This window comes from Pseudoflavonifractor sp. 60, from assembly GCF_009911645.1.
Taxonomy (GTDB): domain Bacteria; phylum Bacillota; class Clostridia; order Oscillospirales; family Oscillospiraceae; genus Lawsonibacter.
Window position 1 is genome coordinate 1 of record NZ_QWKI01000139.1, and the last position, 15,870, is coordinate 15,870.

The following is a 15,870-nucleotide window of genomic DNA, read 5'->3' on the forward strand; positions in this document are numbered from 1 at the left end:
GGGAGTTTTCTTGTTTACATCATCGCCATAAGGCTTTTTTTGAACCACTCGCCTAGCGAGTGGTTTTCTTTATACAATAAAAGAGGTATGCCGCCGGCATACCTCTTTATGGAAGGGATATTATCTCAGCGCCTCAACGCTGGCCTTCAGATAGGTCAAATAGAACACAAGGGCAATAATGGACACCACCAGATTGGCCAGCGTCAGGATAAAGCCCAGCGGCAGAAGGATAACGGTAATAATCAGCAAAAAAGCCGCCACGTTGATGACAATTGATATCACCTGCCACTTCCAGGCCCGGTCGCCCATGGCGGCCTGACTGTAAAAGCCCCGTTCTGTCAGGAAGCTGTTGGTCCCTCTGACCACAAAATAGAGCTGGAGCAGGCTGCAGACTGACTGGGCCAGGTTCATAAAGCTCCCGAAAAAGGTCTCTTTGTTGGCCAGCAGGGAGCAAACAATCCCTGCTATGGTCGCAATCAGAGCAATCATGTAGTCCCCGTGCAGGTCGCGCAGCCTAGCCAGCCCCACCAGAGAGATGATCCCGCCTATCAGGACCGCAAATATAATCAAAACCGCCAGCAGCGGCACCAAAATGGCGAGCAGCATACACAGCGCGGCGATAATTGCCACAACATTTCCCAGATAAATCAGGTGCAGGCCATTACTGACCTCTCTTGTATCTCCCATGGTAATTCCTCCTTCTCTTTGATAAAAGGACGGGCCGAAGCCCGTCCTTCTTGTAAGGTGAAAATTACTCGTTGATGCCGATCACCACGCCGGAACCCACGGTGCGGCCGCCCTCACGGATGGCGAAACGCAGGCCGTTCTCAATGGCAATGGGGGTAATCAGCTCCACGTCCATGTCCACGTTGTCGCCGGGCATGCACATCTCGGTGCCCTCGGGCAGGGTGATGATGCCGGTCACGTCGGTGGTACGGAAGTAGAACTGGGGCCGGTAGTTGTTGAAGAAGGGGGTGTGACGGCCGCCCTCGTCCTTAGACAGGACGTAAACCTGGCCCTTAAACTTGGTGTGGGGATGAATGGAGCCGGGCTTGCACAGAACCTGGCCGCGCTCAATGTCGGTCTTGGCAATACCGCGCAGCAGGCAACCAGCGTTGTCGCCGGCCTCGATGAAGTCCAGAGTCTTGCGGAACATCTCCATGGAGGTGACGACGGTGGACTTCTTCTCCTCCTGGAGGCCCACGATGTCCACGGTCTCGCCGGCCTTCAGCTGGCCGCGCTCCACACGACCGGTAGCAACAGTGCCGCGACCGGAGATGGTGAACACGTCCTCAACAGGCATAAGGAAGGGCAGAGAGTCGTCGCGGGGAGGATTGGGGATATACTCGTCAACGGCGTCCATGAGCTCCTTGATGCAGGCGTACTCCTCGTTGTTGGGGTCGTTGGACTCGCAGGTCAGAGCGTTCAGAGCGGAGCCCTTGATGATGGGGATGTCGTCGCCGGGGAACTCGTAGAAGGTCAGGATCTCACGGACCTCCATCTCCACCAGCTCCAGCAGGTCGGGGTCGTCCATCTGGTCGCACTTGTTCAGGAAGACCACGATGGCGGGCACGCCCACCTGACGGGCCAGCAGGATGTGCTCCTTGGTCTGAGCCATAACGCCGTCGGTGGCGGCGATGACCAGAATCGCGCCGTCCATCTGAGCAGCGCCGGTAATCATGTTCTTGATATAGTCGGCGTGGCCCGGGCAGTCCACGTGGGCATAGTGCCGCTTCTCGGTCTCGTACTCCACGTGGGCGGTGTTGATGGTGATGCCGCGCTCGCGCTCCTCAGGGGCCTTGTCGATGGAGCTGTAGTCGGTGTAGTCAGCCTTGCCCTGGAAAGCCAGCCATTTGGTAATGGCGGCAGTCAGAGTGGTCTTGCCGTGGTCGACGTGACCGACGGTGCCGATGTTGACATGGGGCTTAGTACGCTCAAACTTTTGCTTGGCCATTGGAATTTTCCTCCTTATATTACAGTAATACTGCTTGGTGGGTGGGTATAGACGTATTGTGGATATTCTATCCTATTTCGTCCATAATTGCAACCCTATTTTTTAGATTCCTCAGAAATCAGTCCTGATTGCGGCCGCGCTCAGCCACGATCTTCTCGGCGATATTCTTGGGGATCTGCACATAGCTGTGGGGTTCCATGGAGTACTGGCCGCGGCCCTGGGTCGAGGACCGCAGGTCGGTGGCGTAGCCGAACATATTGGCCAGCGGCACCAGAGAATCCACCTGAGTGGCGCCGGTGCGGTTCTCCTGGCCCTGGATCTGGCCCCGGCGGCTGTTCAGGTCGCCGATGACGTTGCCCAGGTAGTCGTCGGGCACGATAACATCCACCTTCATCAGGGGCTCCAGCAGCACGGGGCCGGCCTTGCGGCAGGCCTCCTTGAAGGCCATGGATCCGGCAATCTTGAAGGCCATTTCAGAGGAGTCCACCTCGTGGAAGGAGCCGTCGTACAGGGTCACCTTCACGTCTACCACGGGGTAGCCGGCCAGCACGCCGGCCTGCATGGCCCCCTGGATGCCCGCGTCCACGGCGGGGATATACTCCTTGGGGATGGCGCCGCCCACAATGGCGTTCTCGAAGACGTAGCCCGCGCCGGGCTCGTTGGGCTCCACGCGGATCTTGACGTGGCCGTACTGGCCCTTGCCGCCCGACTGGCGGGCGTACTTGGTGTCCTGCTCGGTGCTCTTGGTGATGGTCTCCTTGTAGGCCACCTGGGGTGCGCCCACGTTGGCCTCCACCTTGTACTCGCGGAGCAGACGGTCCACGATGATCTCCAGGTGGAGCTCGCCCATGCCGGCGATGATGGTCTGGCCGGTCTCCTCGTCGGTGTAGGTCTTAAAGGTGGGGTCCTCCTCGGCCAGCTTCATCAGGGCGATGCCCATCTTCTCCTGGCCGGCCTTGGTCTTGGGCTCGATGGCAACCCGAATGACGGGCTCGGGGAACTCCATGGACTCCAGGATGATGGGGTGCTTCTCGTCGCAGAGGGTGTCGCCGGTGGTGGAGTTCTTCAGGCCGATGACGGCGGCAATATCGCCGGAGTAGACGGTCTCGATATCCTCCCGGTGGTTGGCGTGCATCTGGAGGATGCGGCCAATACGTTCCTTCTGCTTCTTGGTGCTGTTCAGCACGGAGGTGCCGGTGTTCAGCATACCGGAATAGACCCGGACGAAGGACAGGCGGCCCACATAGGGGTCGGTGGCAATCTTAAAGGCCAAGGCGGAGAAGGGAGCGTTGTCGTCGGCAGGACGGGAGTCCTCCTCCTCGGTATCGGGGTTGACACCCTGGATGGCGGGAATGTCCAGAGGAGAGGGCATATAGTCCACAATGGCGTCCAGCAGCTTCTGAACTCCCTTGTTCTTGTAGGACGTGCCGCAGACCACGGGAACCAGCAGATTGTCGATGGTGCCCTTGCGCAGCGCCTTGCGGATCATATCTTCGGGCACAGGCTGCTCGTCCAGCACCAGCATCATGATCTCTTCGTCGATGTCAGCGCAGGCGTCCAGCAGCTTGGAGCGGTACTCCTGAGCCTGGTCCTGCATATCGTCGGGGATCTCCTCCACACGCATATCCTTGCCCAGGTCGTCGTAGTAGATATCGGCCTTCATCTCCACCAGATCAATGATGCCCTTGAAGGTCTCCTCAGAGCCGATGGGCAGCTGGATGGGCACGGCGTTGCACTTCAGCCGGTCGTGGATCATGTCCAGCACGTGGTAAAAGTCGGCGCCCATAATGTCCATTTTATTGACATAGATCATGCGGGGGACCTTATAGTGGTCGGCCTGACGCCAAACGGTCTCGGACTGGGGCTCTACGCCGCCCTTGGCGCACATGACGGTAACAGAGCCGTCCAGCACACGCAGGGAGCGCTCCACCTCCACGGTGAAGTCCACGTGGCCTGGAGTGTCGATGATGTTGATCCGGGTCTGGGGGAACTGGGTCTTAGTGCCCGTCCAGTAGCAGGTGGTGGCGGCGGAGGTAATGGTAATGCCCCGCTCCTGCTCCTGGGCCATCCAGTCCATGGTGGCGGTACCCTCGTGGGTCTCGCCGATCTTGTAGTTGACGCCGGTGTAGTAGAGGATACGCTCAGTGGTGGTCGTCTTGCCCGCATCGATGTGGGCCATAATGCCGATGTTGCGCGTATTCTCCAGAGAAACTTTTCTAGGCATACGGAATCTCCTTTGTTACCAGCGGTAGTGAGCAAACGCCTTGTTGGACTCAGCCATCTTGTGGGTGTCCTCGCGCTTCTTCACGGCAGAGCCGGTGTTATTAGCGGCGTCCATGATCTCACCGGCCAGCCGCTCTTTCATAGTTTTCTCGCCCCGGTTGCGGGCATAGGTGGTCAGCCAGCGCAGACCCAGGGTCTGCCGGCGCTCGGGCCGGACTTCGATGGGCACCTGATAGGTGGCGCCGCCCACGCGGCGGGCCTTGACCTCCAGGGAAGGCATGATATTCTCAAGGGCCTGGGTATAGACCTCCATAGGCTCCTTGCCGGTCTTGTCTTTGATGATCTCAAAGGCCCCGTAGACGACCTTCTGAGCCACGCCCTTCTTGCCATCCAGCATAATGCTGTTGGTAAGCTTGGTAACCAGGACGGAGTTGTAAAGCGGGTCGGGTAAAATCTCCCGCTTGGGTACATTTCCTCTTCTGGGCACTTTGCTTCCCTCCTTCTTAATAATATAGAAATCATAGGTACTCAAACCCCTGCCGGGATTTGTGTAATGCCTGTCCGAGGTCTACCCATATATATGGCAAACGTCGGGCAAGGCGGGGTGCCTTGCGCAAACGCACAATGCAGTTCAGTTCTCTTCTCAGGCGCAGAGCCCGGAAGACGGCGCGCCGGAATTGCCGCGCCCTGTTGTAATTTTACTTCTTCTTGCCGGCCTTGGGACGCTTGGCGCCGTACTTGGAGCGGGCCTGCATACGGCCGTTGACGCCCTGGGTATCCAGAGTGCCGCGGATGATGTGGTAGCGCACGCCGGGCAGGTCCTTGACACGACCGCCGCGGATCATCACCACGGAGTGCTCCTGGAGATTGTGGCCCACGCCGGGGATATAGGCGGTGACCTCCATCCCGTTGGTCAGCTTCACACGGGCGATCTTACGAAGGGCCGAGTTGGGCTTCTTGGGGGTCGAGGTACGCACGGCGGTGCAGACACCTCTCTTCTGGGGAGAGGGCAGGTCGGTGCTCCGGTTCTTCAGGGTGTTCAGACCGTGCTGAAGAGCGGGGGAGGTGGACTTGTACGCCGCCATTGTGCGGCCCTTGCGCACCAGCTGGTTAAAAGTAGGCATGAATGGGTTTCCTCCTTTCCTGATTTCTGCCCCTGTGGGGCGTGATATATATTTTAACAAAATAAGGGGTTCCTTATTCTGTCAAAACCGAAAAAATGGAAATTATTTCAGCAAAACCGCCACTGCGGCCCCCACGGCGATGCCGCAGGAGGCGCCCAGCTCCTTCATGGAGGGCACCTGGCTCACCGGGATCTGCCGGTTCACCGCCTCCTGTACCAGGGGCTGGAGCAGCCTGGGATCGGCGTCCACGGCCATATACAGCCTGGCGGCCCGTCCGTCCCGCAGCGCGCGGCGGACCTGCTTGGCCCCAACCACTTTATTGGAACCGGCCAATTCCTGGATCATCTTGGCGCGCCCTCCTCCTCCCCTGCCGGGGAATTTCATCGGGTAAAAGGGCACAATACCCCTACCGCCACGAAACGGTATTATATCACCCCGCTGTCTCCCCGTCAAGGAGATTTTCACCGAATCCTTTCAAAAAAACTTCAAAATTGCGCAACTGGGCGGCCCGGTTTTCGTCTATAATGGTAACCCAATCGAAAAAGGAGGACTCTTTATGAAACGAATCCCTGCCCTGCTCCCGGCCTGCGCCCTAGGCCTGTCCCTGCTGGCCGGGTGCTCCGGAACGTCTGACCCCGCCTTCGGCCCGGGCGGCAGCTCTTTTACCCCGCCGCCCCTGGAGCCCTTTGCCGAGCTGGTAAGTCAGGCGTTTCTCCCCGCCTCCAGTCCCCGTGTAGAGGCCGCCCTGGCTGATTTCGGCCTGGAGCTGCTGAAACAGACCCGGACAGCCAGCGGGGAAGCTGCTATGTCCAGCGGCATGAGCCACATCCCCTTCTCAACCCTGGTCTCCCCCTTTTCCGCGGCAATGGCCCTGTCCATGACGGCCAACGGGGCGGACGGGGACACCCTGGCTCAATTTCAGGCGGTGCTGGGGGACGGCGCGGACATGGACGAGATCAACGCCGCCTGGGCTCAGCTGGCGGGGGACTGCTGCACTCTGGGCGGCTCTACCCGGATTAATATCGCCAACAGTCTTTGGAAAGACCATAACGGCGGCATCTATGAGGAGTTCGCCTCTAAATGCCAGGGGGGCTACGGCGCGCAAATCTATGAAGCGGATTTGTCCGACCTCCGTACTGTGGACGACGTAAATAACTGGGTCTCGGACAAGACCAGCAAGCTGATTCCGGAGATCATTGACCAGCCCTTCCAGGAGGACACCGCCTGTGTGCTGGTAAACGCCCTCTACTTAAAAAACAAGTGGGAGAGGGAGTTTGACCCTCTGGCAACCCATGAGATGGACTTCCGTCACGCCGGCGGCCCTGACTCCCGGGCGGAGTATTTACAGCATTTCGACACAGAGCTGTCCTATCTCAAGGGAGAGGGGGCTCAGGGGGTTGTACTGCCCTACGACGACGGGCGGCTGGCCTTCTTCGCCCTCCTGCCTGACGTGTACCCAGACTGCGACTATAACTTTGGGGAGTGGCTGCACAACTTGGACGGGGAGGACCTGTCCCGGCTCACCGACTTCAGGGAGGATACTCTGTTCCTCCGCTTTGCCATGCCCAAGTTCACGGCGGAGTGGAAGGGCGATCTCACCGGCATCCTGTCCCAAATGGGGCTGGAGGACGCCTTTCTCCCCGGGGCCGCCGACTTCTCCAACCTGGGGAGCAGCGAAGTCGGCTACTGGATCTCCGAGGTGATCCACGCGGCGAAAATCGAGGTCAACGAGAGGGGCACCGAGGCCGCCGCCGCTACGGTGGTGGAAGCCAACAGCGGCGGTGCGGAACCTCCCCAGGAGGGCGTCACTCTCATTCTGGACCGGCCCTTCCTCTACGGCATCATCGATCTGCAAACCGGCGTCCCCCTGTTTTTGGGGACCTACGAATAGGGCGCTGAATAAGCACGATGTTTAGGGGCATACTCTCCTGTGACCATTGTGAAGGAGGTATTCCCATGGAAGTTCATGTCAATGGAGACTGCATCGGCTGCGGCCTGTGCGTCTCCACCTGCCCCAACGAGTTCTTTATGACTGACGGCGGTACCGCTGCCGCCTTCTCTCCGGAGGTGGGCTCCGATCTGGCCGATCAGGTCCAGGCCGCCGCCGACAGTTGCCCTGTCAGCGCCATTGAGGTGCGATAAAAAGATCCCCGCCTCTGGCGGGGATCCTCATATGTACTTATTCCGCGTTCTTCTCCGGTTCCGGCTCCAGCTTTTCCACCAGCGCCCACTCCACCCGGCGTTCGCACAGCTCCTCCACCTGGATATGGAGCCCCAGCGCATCCACCGCCGGACGGCTGCCGTCCTCCGGAATGACGGACAGCTGGGAGAAGACCAGCCCGCCCAGGGTATCGTAATCCCGCTCCTCGTCCTCGGGGAGTTCAAAGCCCATGGCCTCGGCCAGCTCCTCCAGGTCCGCAGAGCCGGACACCCGCCAGCGATCCTCCTCCAGTTGGATGATCTCCTGCTCTTCCTGGGGATCAAACTCGTCATAGATGTTGCCCACCAGCTCCTCCAGCAGGTCCTCCAGGGTTACCAGACCGCTGGTGCCGCCGTACTCGTCCACCACCAGGGCCATATGGGTCTTCTTCCCCTGCATATCCCGGAAGAGCACGTCGGCGGCCACCGTCTCAGGGACAAAGTAGGCCGGGCGGAGCAGCTCCTTCAGCGGCTGAGGCTGGCTGTTATGGAAGTTGAGCAGGTAATCCCGGGTCGACAAAATACCCACAATGTCGTCCGCATCCTCCCCGTACACCGGGAAGCGGGACAGGCCCGACTGGCGGATCACATCCAGAATGTCCTTCTCCTCCGCGTCCACCGGCAGGGTGACCATGTCGGTGCGGTGAACCATAACGTCCTTCGCCGTGGTGTTGTCAAACTCGAAGACGTTTTCAATAAACTCCTTCTCGTTGCTCTGGATAGCCCCGGACTCCTCGCCCTCCTCCACCATGGCCATAATGTTGTCCTCCGACACCTGGTCCTTCCGGTGGAGCAGCTTGAGCACAGGCCGCCACAGCAGCAGAACGCCGTTGACGCACAGACTGATTCCAAAGAGCACAAGCCATATTTGGCCCTCGTCCACAGGTATAACCCCCTTAGGCAAATTCAGACTTACGCCTGCATCATAGCACAAAAAACCAGGCCTGGCAAGGGGTCCGCTCAGTTTTCTAAGGAAATGAGAATTTGACGTGCAAAATTTCCCGGGATATGGTATACTCTTCTCATAGAGACGGGAAAGGGGCGGATTTGCAATGTCTCAGCTGTGGGAGCGGACCAGGAGCAGCTTGACCTACGGCCTGATTTTTATCAGGTGGCTGCTGTACTCCTGTATCATCGGCGTGATTGTCGGCCTGGTGGCGGTGGCCTTCCATCTGGGCATTGACACCGCCGCCGAGGTACGGGCAGAGCATCCCCAGATCATCTGGCTGCTGCCCCTGGGCGGAGCCGCTATTGTGCTGCTGTACCGGGTCTGCGGCATGGAGAAGGACCGGGGCACCAATCTGGTACTGGCCGCCGTCCGGGACGCGGAGCGGTTGAAGCTGCGCACCGCCCCCCTCATCTTCCTGTCCACCATCCTCACCCACCTGCTGGGGGGCTCCGCCGGCCGCGAGGGAGCCGCCCTCCAATTGGGCGGCTCCATCTCCGCCGCCATTGGCAAGAAACTGCGCCTGAACGAGCGGGACGAGCGCACGGTGGTGATGTGCGGTATGGCCGCCGCCTTCTCCGCCCTGTTCGGGACTCCCCTCACCGCCGCCCTCTTCGCCATGGAGGTGGTCACCGTGGGGCGGATGTACTACGCCGCCATGGTCCCCTGCCTGTTATCCGCCTTCACCGGTCTGCTGGTGGCCCAGGGGTTCGGTCTGCACCTGACGCCGGGCTACCGCATTCACGACGCCCTCTCCCTGGCCCCGCTGCCCATGCTCCAGGCGACCGCCCTGGGGATGCTGTGCGCGGTGCTGTCCATCTTCTTCTGTGTGGTGATGCACAGGGTCCCCAAGCTCTACGCCAAATACCTGCCCAATCCCATCCTCCGGGTCATGGCGGGGGGCGTCCTGGTGCTGGTGTTGACCCTCCTGGTGGGAGATCAGACCTACAACGGCGCGGGGGACGCGGTCATCCGCCGTCTGCTGGCGGGGGACACCATCCCGGAGGCCTTCCTGCTGAAAATCATCTTCACCGCCCTGACCCTGGGGGCGGGCTTCCGGGGGGGCGAGATCGTCCCCGTGCTGTTCACCGGCTGCGCCTTCGGCACCTGGGTTGGGCCCATGCTGGGACTGCCCCACGGCTTCTCCGGGGCGCTGGGCATGGCGGCGCTGTTCTGCGGGGCCACCAACTGCCCCCTCAGCTCCATCCTGCTGGCCCTTGAGCTCTTCGGCAGCCAGGGCCTGCCCCTGTATGCGCTGTGCTGCGGGGTATCCTATATGCTGTCTGGCTACTACGGACTGTACAGCGAGCAGAAAATTATCTACTCCAAGCTCACCCTGGAGTGGGTCGATAAAAAAGCCAACTAAAGGAGAAATGACTATGACGACCTTCTACCACTTCAACTTCAATGTGCTGGATCTGGACCGGAGCCTGGCCTTCTACAAGGAGGCGCTGAATCTGACCCCCCTGCGGGAGAAGGAGGCTGGGGACGGTTCCTTCAAGCTGGTCTTCCTGGGAGATGAGGGCGGCAGCGATTTCCAGCTGGAGCTGACCTGGCTCCGGGACCGGAAGGAGCCCTACAACCTGGGAGAGTGTGAGTTCCACCTGGCCTTCCGCACCGATGAGTACGACGCGCTGTACGAGAAGCACAAGGCTATGGGCTGCGTCTGCTTTGAGAATCCGTCCATGGGCATCTACTTCATCAGCGACCCCGACGGCTACTGGATCGAGATCGTCCCCGCCCGCTCCTGACCCTCCGCCCACAAGAAACCCCCGCAGCCGGCCTGGCTGCGGGGGTCTTGTGTTACAGTGCGGTTTTCAGCGCCTGGGCCATCTGGTCGGGGCAGGAGGTGGGCTTCCCGCCGCAGCGGATGCCCTCCATGCGCTGAATGGCCTCCTCCACCTTCATCCCCTTCAGCAGGGAGGACAGTCCCTTCAGGTTGCCGTCACAGCCGCCCACCACCTGGACGGACTGGATGATCCCATCCTCCACCTGGATCTCAAACGCTCTGGAACAGACCCCCTGGGGCTTATACTGAATGGTCATTTTAATTACGCCTCTCTTTCTGCCGCCGCTTCCCCGGGAGGGAGCGGCTTGTACGGAAAGAATATAACAGATTCAAGGCGAAAAAGCAAGCCCTTCAGCAAACTGGAAGACCCTTACTGATTCCGTTTCCGCCGCTCCAGCTGGAGACGGTCGGCAATCATGGCGATAAACTCGCTGTTGGTGGGCTTCCCCTTGGCGTTGGAGACGGTGTAGCCAAAGTACTTTTGCAGAGTCTCCAGGTCGCCCCGGTCCCAGGCCACCTCAATGGCGTGGCGAATGGCCCGCTCTACCCGGCTGGCGGTGGTACCGAAGCGCTTGGCAATCTCGGGATAGAGCACCTTGGTCACTGCGTTGATTACATCCATGTCGTTGACGGCAATGATAATGGCCTCCCGCAGATACTGATAGCCCTTGATATGGGCGGGAACCCCCACCTCGTGGATGATGGCGGTCACCTGGGTCTCCAGGCTGGAGCCGCTGTCCCGCTCCGGCTCCAGTCCCCCCGGAGTCATCACCTGCCGCAGCCGCTCCGCTACCGAGGAGAGGCGGCAGGGCTTTGTCATGTAAAAGTCCGCCCCTTTGGCGGCGGCCATATCCACCACACCGCCCTTGATATAGCTGGACAGAATCAGAATCCGCGGGCGGTTCTGCTCCTTGGCCAGCTCATCCAGCACATCCAACCCGTCCAGTCCGGTGAGGACCACTTCCATCACCACCGCGTCGGGCCTCTGGGTCTGCACCATGCTCAGCAGTTCAGGGCCATCTCCTGTCTCTCCTACCACCTGAAGGTCTGGTTCCTCCCTCAGGGTGCGCACTAGGCTCCCGCGGAACTCGATGCCTGTGTCGGCCACTATGATCCGTTTGACGCTCTCCATGTCACAGTCTCCTTTTCTAAAAATTGTAAATTTGGCCGGCAAAAGTTCCCGACTTCGTGTCTGACCGGTTCATTTCGACCCGCCATCTACAATTTAACATAACTTGACAGGATATGCAAGTCATTTTATGGAATTTTCTGGAAAATCAATTTATATTTTTCTTGCATAATTAGACAGATTTGGAAAATATATCCATTTAATCGAGGTCCTGCGACTATTTTCTTTGATTCACCAGAAAACTAAAAAAGCCCGGCAGACAACCCAATACCGGGTCCTGCCGGACTGCACTCCCCTCCCTTCGACGGTACCCGCCGTCGGAGGGAGGCGTTTTATCCCTGGAAATTCCTGATTTGGATGCCCTCCTCCTGGAAGGCTTCGCGAATGCGCTCCACAAAGGCCAGCGCCTTGGCCCCGTCTCCGTGGACGCACAGAGTATCTCCCCGGATGGGCACATCCTTGCCGGTGATGGTGGTGACCATGCCCTCCTTCACCATGCGGATGCACCGCTCCACCGCCACATCCTCATCGGTAATCATGGAGCCAGGCTGTTTCCGGGGGACCAGGTTCAGGTCGTCCTGGACGGCCCGGTCTGCAAAAATTTCTGCCGCCGTCTTCAGGCCCATTTTTTCGGCCTCCTCCCCCAGGACGGCCCCAGCGCAGTAGAAGATCATAATGGAGGGGTCGATCTCATACACCGCCTCGCAGATGGCCCGGGACACCTCCCGGTCATACTGGCACAGGTTGCCCAGGGCGCCGTGGGGAGCCACGTGCTGGAGCTTCATCCCATTGCTGTGGACAAAGGCCCAGAGGGCGCCGATCTGGTACTTCATATAGTTCTTGACCTCGTCGGGGCTGAGCACCATCTTCCGGCGGCCAAAGCCCATCAGGTCGGGATAGCCGGGGTGGGCCCCCACCGCAACCCCCTGGGCCTTGGCGGTCTTCACGACCCGGTCCATCACCATGGGGTCGCCGGCGTGGTAGCCGCAGGCGATGTTGGCCGAGGTGATGTAGGGGAGGATGCCCTCGTCGTTGCCGACGCGATAGGCGCCGAAGCTCTCGCCCATATCGCTGTTCAAGTCGATTTGATACATCAATTTCCACTCCTTTTTCCAGCGCGGGGGACACCCCCCGCGTTATGTATGCCGCACCACCTGGACCTGGTAGCTCCTGCCGTTGACGGTAACCCGGTAGGTGATCGCGGGCTGGACGGGCTGAGACGGCTGAGGCCGGTCCAGCTGCGCCTTCAGCTCCTCCAGCTCCTGGTGGAAGGCCCGCCACAGCTGGTGGGCCTCCTCCACCGTCACCGCCTGGAAGCGGATCACGTCCCCCGTCTTCCGCTGGCCAACCCGGGGCAGGTCGGCGGAAATGACGGTGGCGATCTTGGTATAGCCCCCCACCGTCTGCCGCTCGGCCAGCATGATAATGGGCTGGCCCGAGGTGGGCACCTGGATGGCTCCGGTGACCATACCGTCAGAGATGATGTTGCCGTCCCCGCTGTGAGCGATGACGGCCCCCTCCAGCCGGCAGCCCATCCGGTCAAAGTCCTTGCTCACGGTGTAGGGCTGGGACAGAAAGGTGTTCAGCCCCTCCTGGGTAAACATATCGTCCTGGGGACCCAGAATCACCCGGATCACCGCCTCTTTGCCCTCCGGCGGGGGGACGGGGGCGACCCGGGGCAGAGCCAGACCGGGGTTGGGGGCCCGGAAGCCCACCGCGTCCCCCTTGGCCAGCCTGCGGCCCTGGTAGCCGCCCACCTGATTTTGCAGGGCGGTGGCCCGGCTGCCCATCACCTGGGGGACGTCCAGCCCGCCGGCGAAGGCGATGTAGGAGCGCAGCCCGCTTTTGGCGGCCCCCAGCCTCAGCACGTCCCCCGCCTTCACCGCCACCGCCTGGTACATGGGACAGGGCCGGCCGTTGAGGGTCGGAGCCATATCCGCCCCCGTCACCGCCGCCACGTTGTCCTGGTCAAAGCGCAGAGCCGGCCCCAGCGCGGTGGCCTCCAGGGCGCTCTCCCCCGGGTCGTTGTCCACCAGCAGGTTGGCGGTGCGGAAGGCCCGCAGATCCATGGGGCCCGCCGGAGACATACCGAACTGCTCATAGCCGTACCGCCCCTCGTCCTGAATGGTGGTCAGCACGCCGGGATTTTCTGTGATAAAGCCCATCCTCACTGCCCCCTCTCATAAGTCCTGCACTGGTACTCCCCCAGCTCCACCTGGCGCTTGATCTCCAAAAACTCCGCCCTGTCCACCGGGACGTGGCGGATCCACTGCCCCGCCTTCAGCAGAAAGGGGTTCTCCTTGCGGTAGTCGCAGACCAAAATGGGGGTTGTGCCGATAATGTTCCAGCCGCAGGGCTGGTCAAAGGGGATAATATCGCTGAGGGCCAGCTGGACTACAATGCTCCCGCCGGGAATGCGGACCCGGGGGGACTCCCGCCGCTTGAAGGAGAAGGGGTTTTCAAACCGGGCGGTGTAGGGGTGTCCCGGGGCGAAGCCCAGCATGTACACGTAGTAGTCGCTGCCGCTGTGGATTTTGATGATCTCCTCCGGGGTTGTGTTCTCCAGTTTGGCGATTTCCTCCAAATCCAGGGCGTACTCCCCCTCGTAGAGGACCGGAATCTCCGTCACCACGGCCCGGGGCAGGTGGGTCAAATCCATCCGGGCGGCGGAGGTCTTCACCTCCTCCTTTAACCGCTCCAAATCCGCCCGCAGCGGGTCGTAGTGGATCAGCAGGGCCCGGTAGGTGGGAACCAGCTCCCCCATGCCGGGGATCTTCTTCCGCTCCAGGTCGTACTTCAGGGCCCGGACCTTCTGGTTCACCTCAATGCTGATCTCGTTTTCAAACTCCACCAGCAGGGCCTGGTCGCCCACATAGCACAGTGTGTAGTCAGACACAGCTCTTTCCTCCATCCAAACCAGTTTTCCCCTCAGCTGTTGTAGACCTTGGCGTCGAACTCGTTCTCGCTCTTGGCTACAATCACGGTGGTGGCGGCGTCGCCCACCACGTTCAGGGTCGTCAGCACCATCTCGCAGGGCTTGTTCATGGCCAGGATCAGGGAGTAAATCAGGGTACACAGCTCGGTGCCGAAGCCGGCGCCGGTGAGCACCGCGTACAGCATCACAGTACCGGCGGCGGGGATGGCGGGGGTCCCCATGGAGGCGCAGATGGCCAGCAGGGTCATGGTGGCGTAGTGCATGGGGGTCACCTCCAGGCCGGCGCAGGTGGCGATGAAAGCGGCGCCGATGATGTGCATAATGGCGGTGCCGTTCATGTTGATGGTCATGCCCACGGGGAGGACAAAGTTGGTGATCTCCTCGCTGCACCCCAGCTCTTTAATGCAGGTCTCCTTGTTCAGGGGCAGGGCGGGGGCGGAGGCGGCGGCGCCGAAGGCGATAATGGCCACCTTAATCATCTTCTTCATAAAGATGAAGGGATTGCAGCGGGTCACCGCACCGATGGCCACAGGGTAGGCCACCAGCAGGTAGATGACCAGGACGATAAGGGTCACCAGGATGTAGGAGAAGATGTTGCTCACCTGGTCAATTCCGTAAATGGCGAAGGTACGGGTGACCATGCAGAACACGGATACGGGGGAGCAGGTGATGATAAGGAAGTCCAGGAACTTCTGGGTGATCCTGGCGGCCTCGTCACAGAAGGTCTTGAACACGGTGATCTCCTTGCCCAGAGAGGCGATGCACACGCCGATGGCCACCGCGCAGGTGATGACGGCCAGCATCCGGTTGTTGGTGGTCATGGGGGCGATGAGGTTGTCGGGCACCGCGTTGACCACCGTGACCAGAATGTTGCTGGTCTCGATCTCGGTGACGCTGGCGGCGGCCTGGTCCACATTGAAGGGCCGGTACACTCCCATGCCGATGACGACTTCAGAGACGATGGCGGCAAAGACGCAGGCTACCAGGTAGAACAGTACGAAGGTGATAATGGTCTTGCCGGCAATGCGGCCCAGCTTCCTCATGTCGTTCATGCTGCATACCGACATAATGATGGAGAAGAACACCATCGGGACAATGGCCAGCTTCAGTGCGTTGGTGAAGACGGTCTGTACAATATAGAACAGACCCAGCGCGCTGCGGCCGGCGCTGACCGTGATGTCCTGGAAGAGGATCATGTTGATCACGTTCCAGGTCTCGGGGGCCATGGAGGTCTTGGCCAGACTGGCGGCAACGCCGCAGATCACACCCAGAACCAATCCGGTAATCATGCGTTTCACAAAATTTTTCCGTGCTTTTTCTCCCATTTTGGTCACTCCTTTTTGTATTTGTTTGATATTTTTCTGTGTCCTTCGCCCGACTGACCACAGTATATCATAAGGAGTGCATTTGGTAAAATGAATAATTTCAAGGTAAAATATTTACATTTTCTATATCTATCGACTAATTTTCGTCATTTCGCTAAATATTGGATTTTTCAATATTCTTGTAAAAAATTATCTATTTGCCCTGACTTTTTCGGTGTGTTATACTCATAAATACCAAAATTGGTG

The 15,870-nt window shown here is 59.9% G+C and carries 17 protein-coding genes; 4 read left to right on the plus strand and 13 right to left on the minus strand.

Going from position 1 to position 15,870, the window contains the following annotated elements; translation table 11 throughout:
- Positions 1-120 precede the first annotated feature (120 nt).
- The 6 genes from D1646_RS15435 to D1646_RS15460 all read right to left on the minus strand — a co-directional run bounded on the left by D1646_RS15435 (position 121) and on the right by D1646_RS15460 (position 5,646).
- A complete protein-coding gene (locus D1646_RS15435) occupies positions 121-687 on the minus strand; it encodes a hypothetical protein (protein ID WP_160637331.1) in 567 nt (188 codons plus the stop codon).
- Positions 688-751: 64 nt separating this feature from the next.
- Entirely contained in the window at positions 752-1,954 is a 1,203-nt protein-coding gene (tuf, locus tag D1646_RS15440; protein ID WP_160637332.1) for an elongation factor Tu, read from the minus strand.
- A 118-nt stretch (positions 1,955-2,072) separates the two neighbouring features.
- Positions 2,073-4,178: an elongation factor G gene (gene fusA, locus D1646_RS15445; RefSeq protein ID WP_160637333.1), complete on the minus strand. Its 2,106-nt coding sequence runs from the start codon at positions 4,176-4,178 to the stop codon at positions 2,073-2,075.
- Positions 4,179-4,193: 15 nt separating this feature from the next.
- Entirely contained in the window at positions 4,194-4,664 is a 471-nt protein-coding gene (gene rpsG, locus D1646_RS15450; protein WP_120396256.1) for a 30S ribosomal protein S7, read from the minus strand.
- 211 nt (positions 4,665-4,875) lie between these two features.
- On the minus strand, positions 4,876-5,301 hold the full coding sequence (gene rpsL, locus D1646_RS15455) for a 30S ribosomal protein S12 (RefSeq protein ID WP_160637334.1): 426 nt from the start codon (positions 5,299-5,301) through the stop codon (positions 4,876-4,878).
- 102 nt (positions 5,302-5,403) lie between these two features.
- The gene (locus D1646_RS15460; protein ID WP_160637335.1) at positions 5,404-5,646 is read right to left on the minus strand and encodes a ribosomal L7Ae/L30e/S12e/Gadd45 family protein; all 243 of its coding nucleotides are present in this window, start codon (positions 5,644-5,646) and stop codon (positions 5,404-5,406) included.
- A 211-nt stretch (positions 5,647-5,857) separates the two neighbouring features.
- Here D1646_RS15460 and D1646_RS15465 point away from each other — a divergent pair, with 211 nt between their 5' ends.
- On the plus strand, positions 5,858-7,192 hold the full coding sequence (locus tag D1646_RS15465) for a serpin family protein (RefSeq protein WP_160637336.1): 1,335 nt from the start codon (positions 5,858-5,860) through the stop codon (positions 7,190-7,192).
- Between the two features lie 65 nt (positions 7,193-7,257).
- Positions 7,258-7,443, plus strand: a complete 186-nt coding sequence (locus D1646_RS15470) for a ferredoxin (protein WP_160637337.1) — start codon at positions 7,258-7,260, stop codon at positions 7,441-7,443.
- Positions 7,444-7,480: 37 nt separating this feature from the next.
- On the opposite strand, the gene D1646_RS15475 is transcribed toward D1646_RS15470, so the two are convergent.
- Positions 7,481-8,383: a hemolysin family protein gene (locus D1646_RS15475; RefSeq protein WP_347565232.1), complete on the minus strand. Its 903-nt coding sequence runs from the start codon at positions 8,381-8,383 to the stop codon at positions 7,481-7,483.
- A gap of 169 nt (positions 8,384-8,552) precedes the next feature.
- Between D1646_RS15475 and D1646_RS15480 the strand changes: the two genes are divergently transcribed.
- Both D1646_RS15480 and D1646_RS15485 read left to right on the plus strand, forming a co-directional pair.
- A complete protein-coding gene (locus tag D1646_RS15480) occupies positions 8,553-9,812 on the plus strand; it encodes a chloride channel protein (protein ID WP_160637338.1) in 1,260 nt (419 codons plus the stop codon).
- 13 nt (positions 9,813-9,825) lie between these two features.
- Positions 9,826-10,197 (plus strand): VOC family protein, encoded by a 372-nt coding sequence (locus D1646_RS15485; RefSeq protein ID WP_160637339.1) that lies wholly within the window; start codon positions 9,826-9,828, stop codon positions 10,195-10,197.
- A gap of 52 nt (positions 10,198-10,249) precedes the next feature.
- Here D1646_RS15485 and D1646_RS15490 read toward each other — a convergent pair whose 3' ends face one another.
- The 6 genes from D1646_RS15490 to D1646_RS15515 all read right to left on the minus strand — a co-directional run bounded on the left by D1646_RS15490 (position 10,250) and on the right by D1646_RS15515 (position 15,624).
- Positions 10,250-10,492 (minus strand): TIGR03905 family TSCPD domain-containing protein, encoded by a 243-nt coding sequence (locus D1646_RS15490; protein WP_160637340.1) that lies wholly within the window; start codon positions 10,490-10,492, stop codon positions 10,250-10,252.
- Between the two features lie 113 nt (positions 10,493-10,605).
- Positions 10,606-11,367 carry a sporulation transcription factor Spo0A gene (gene spo0A, locus D1646_RS15495; protein WP_160637341.1) on the minus strand — a complete coding sequence of 254 codons (762 nt, stop codon included), beginning with the start codon at positions 11,365-11,367 and terminating at the stop codon, positions 10,606-10,608.
- A gap of 329 nt (positions 11,368-11,696) precedes the next feature.
- A complete protein-coding gene (locus D1646_RS15500; RefSeq protein ID WP_160637342.1) occupies positions 11,697-12,458 on the minus strand; it encodes a 5-oxoprolinase subunit PxpA in 762 nt (253 codons plus the stop codon).
- Positions 12,459-12,500: 42 nt separating this feature from the next.
- Positions 12,501-13,529, minus strand: coding sequence for a biotin-dependent carboxyltransferase family protein (locus tag D1646_RS15505; RefSeq protein WP_160637343.1), 1,029 nt, complete (start codon positions 13,527-13,529; stop codon positions 12,501-12,503).
- A 2-nt stretch (positions 13,530-13,531) separates the two neighbouring features.
- Positions 13,532-14,260: an allophanate hydrolase subunit 1 gene (locus D1646_RS15510; RefSeq protein ID WP_347565233.1), complete on the minus strand. Its 729-nt coding sequence runs from the start codon at positions 14,258-14,260 to the stop codon at positions 13,532-13,534.
- A gap of 32 nt (positions 14,261-14,292) precedes the next feature.
- On the minus strand, positions 14,293-15,624 hold the full coding sequence (locus D1646_RS15515) for a dicarboxylate/amino acid:cation symporter (protein ID WP_160637345.1): 1,332 nt from the start codon (positions 15,622-15,624) through the stop codon (positions 14,293-14,295).
- Between the last annotated feature and the right edge of the window lie 246 nt (positions 15,625-15,870).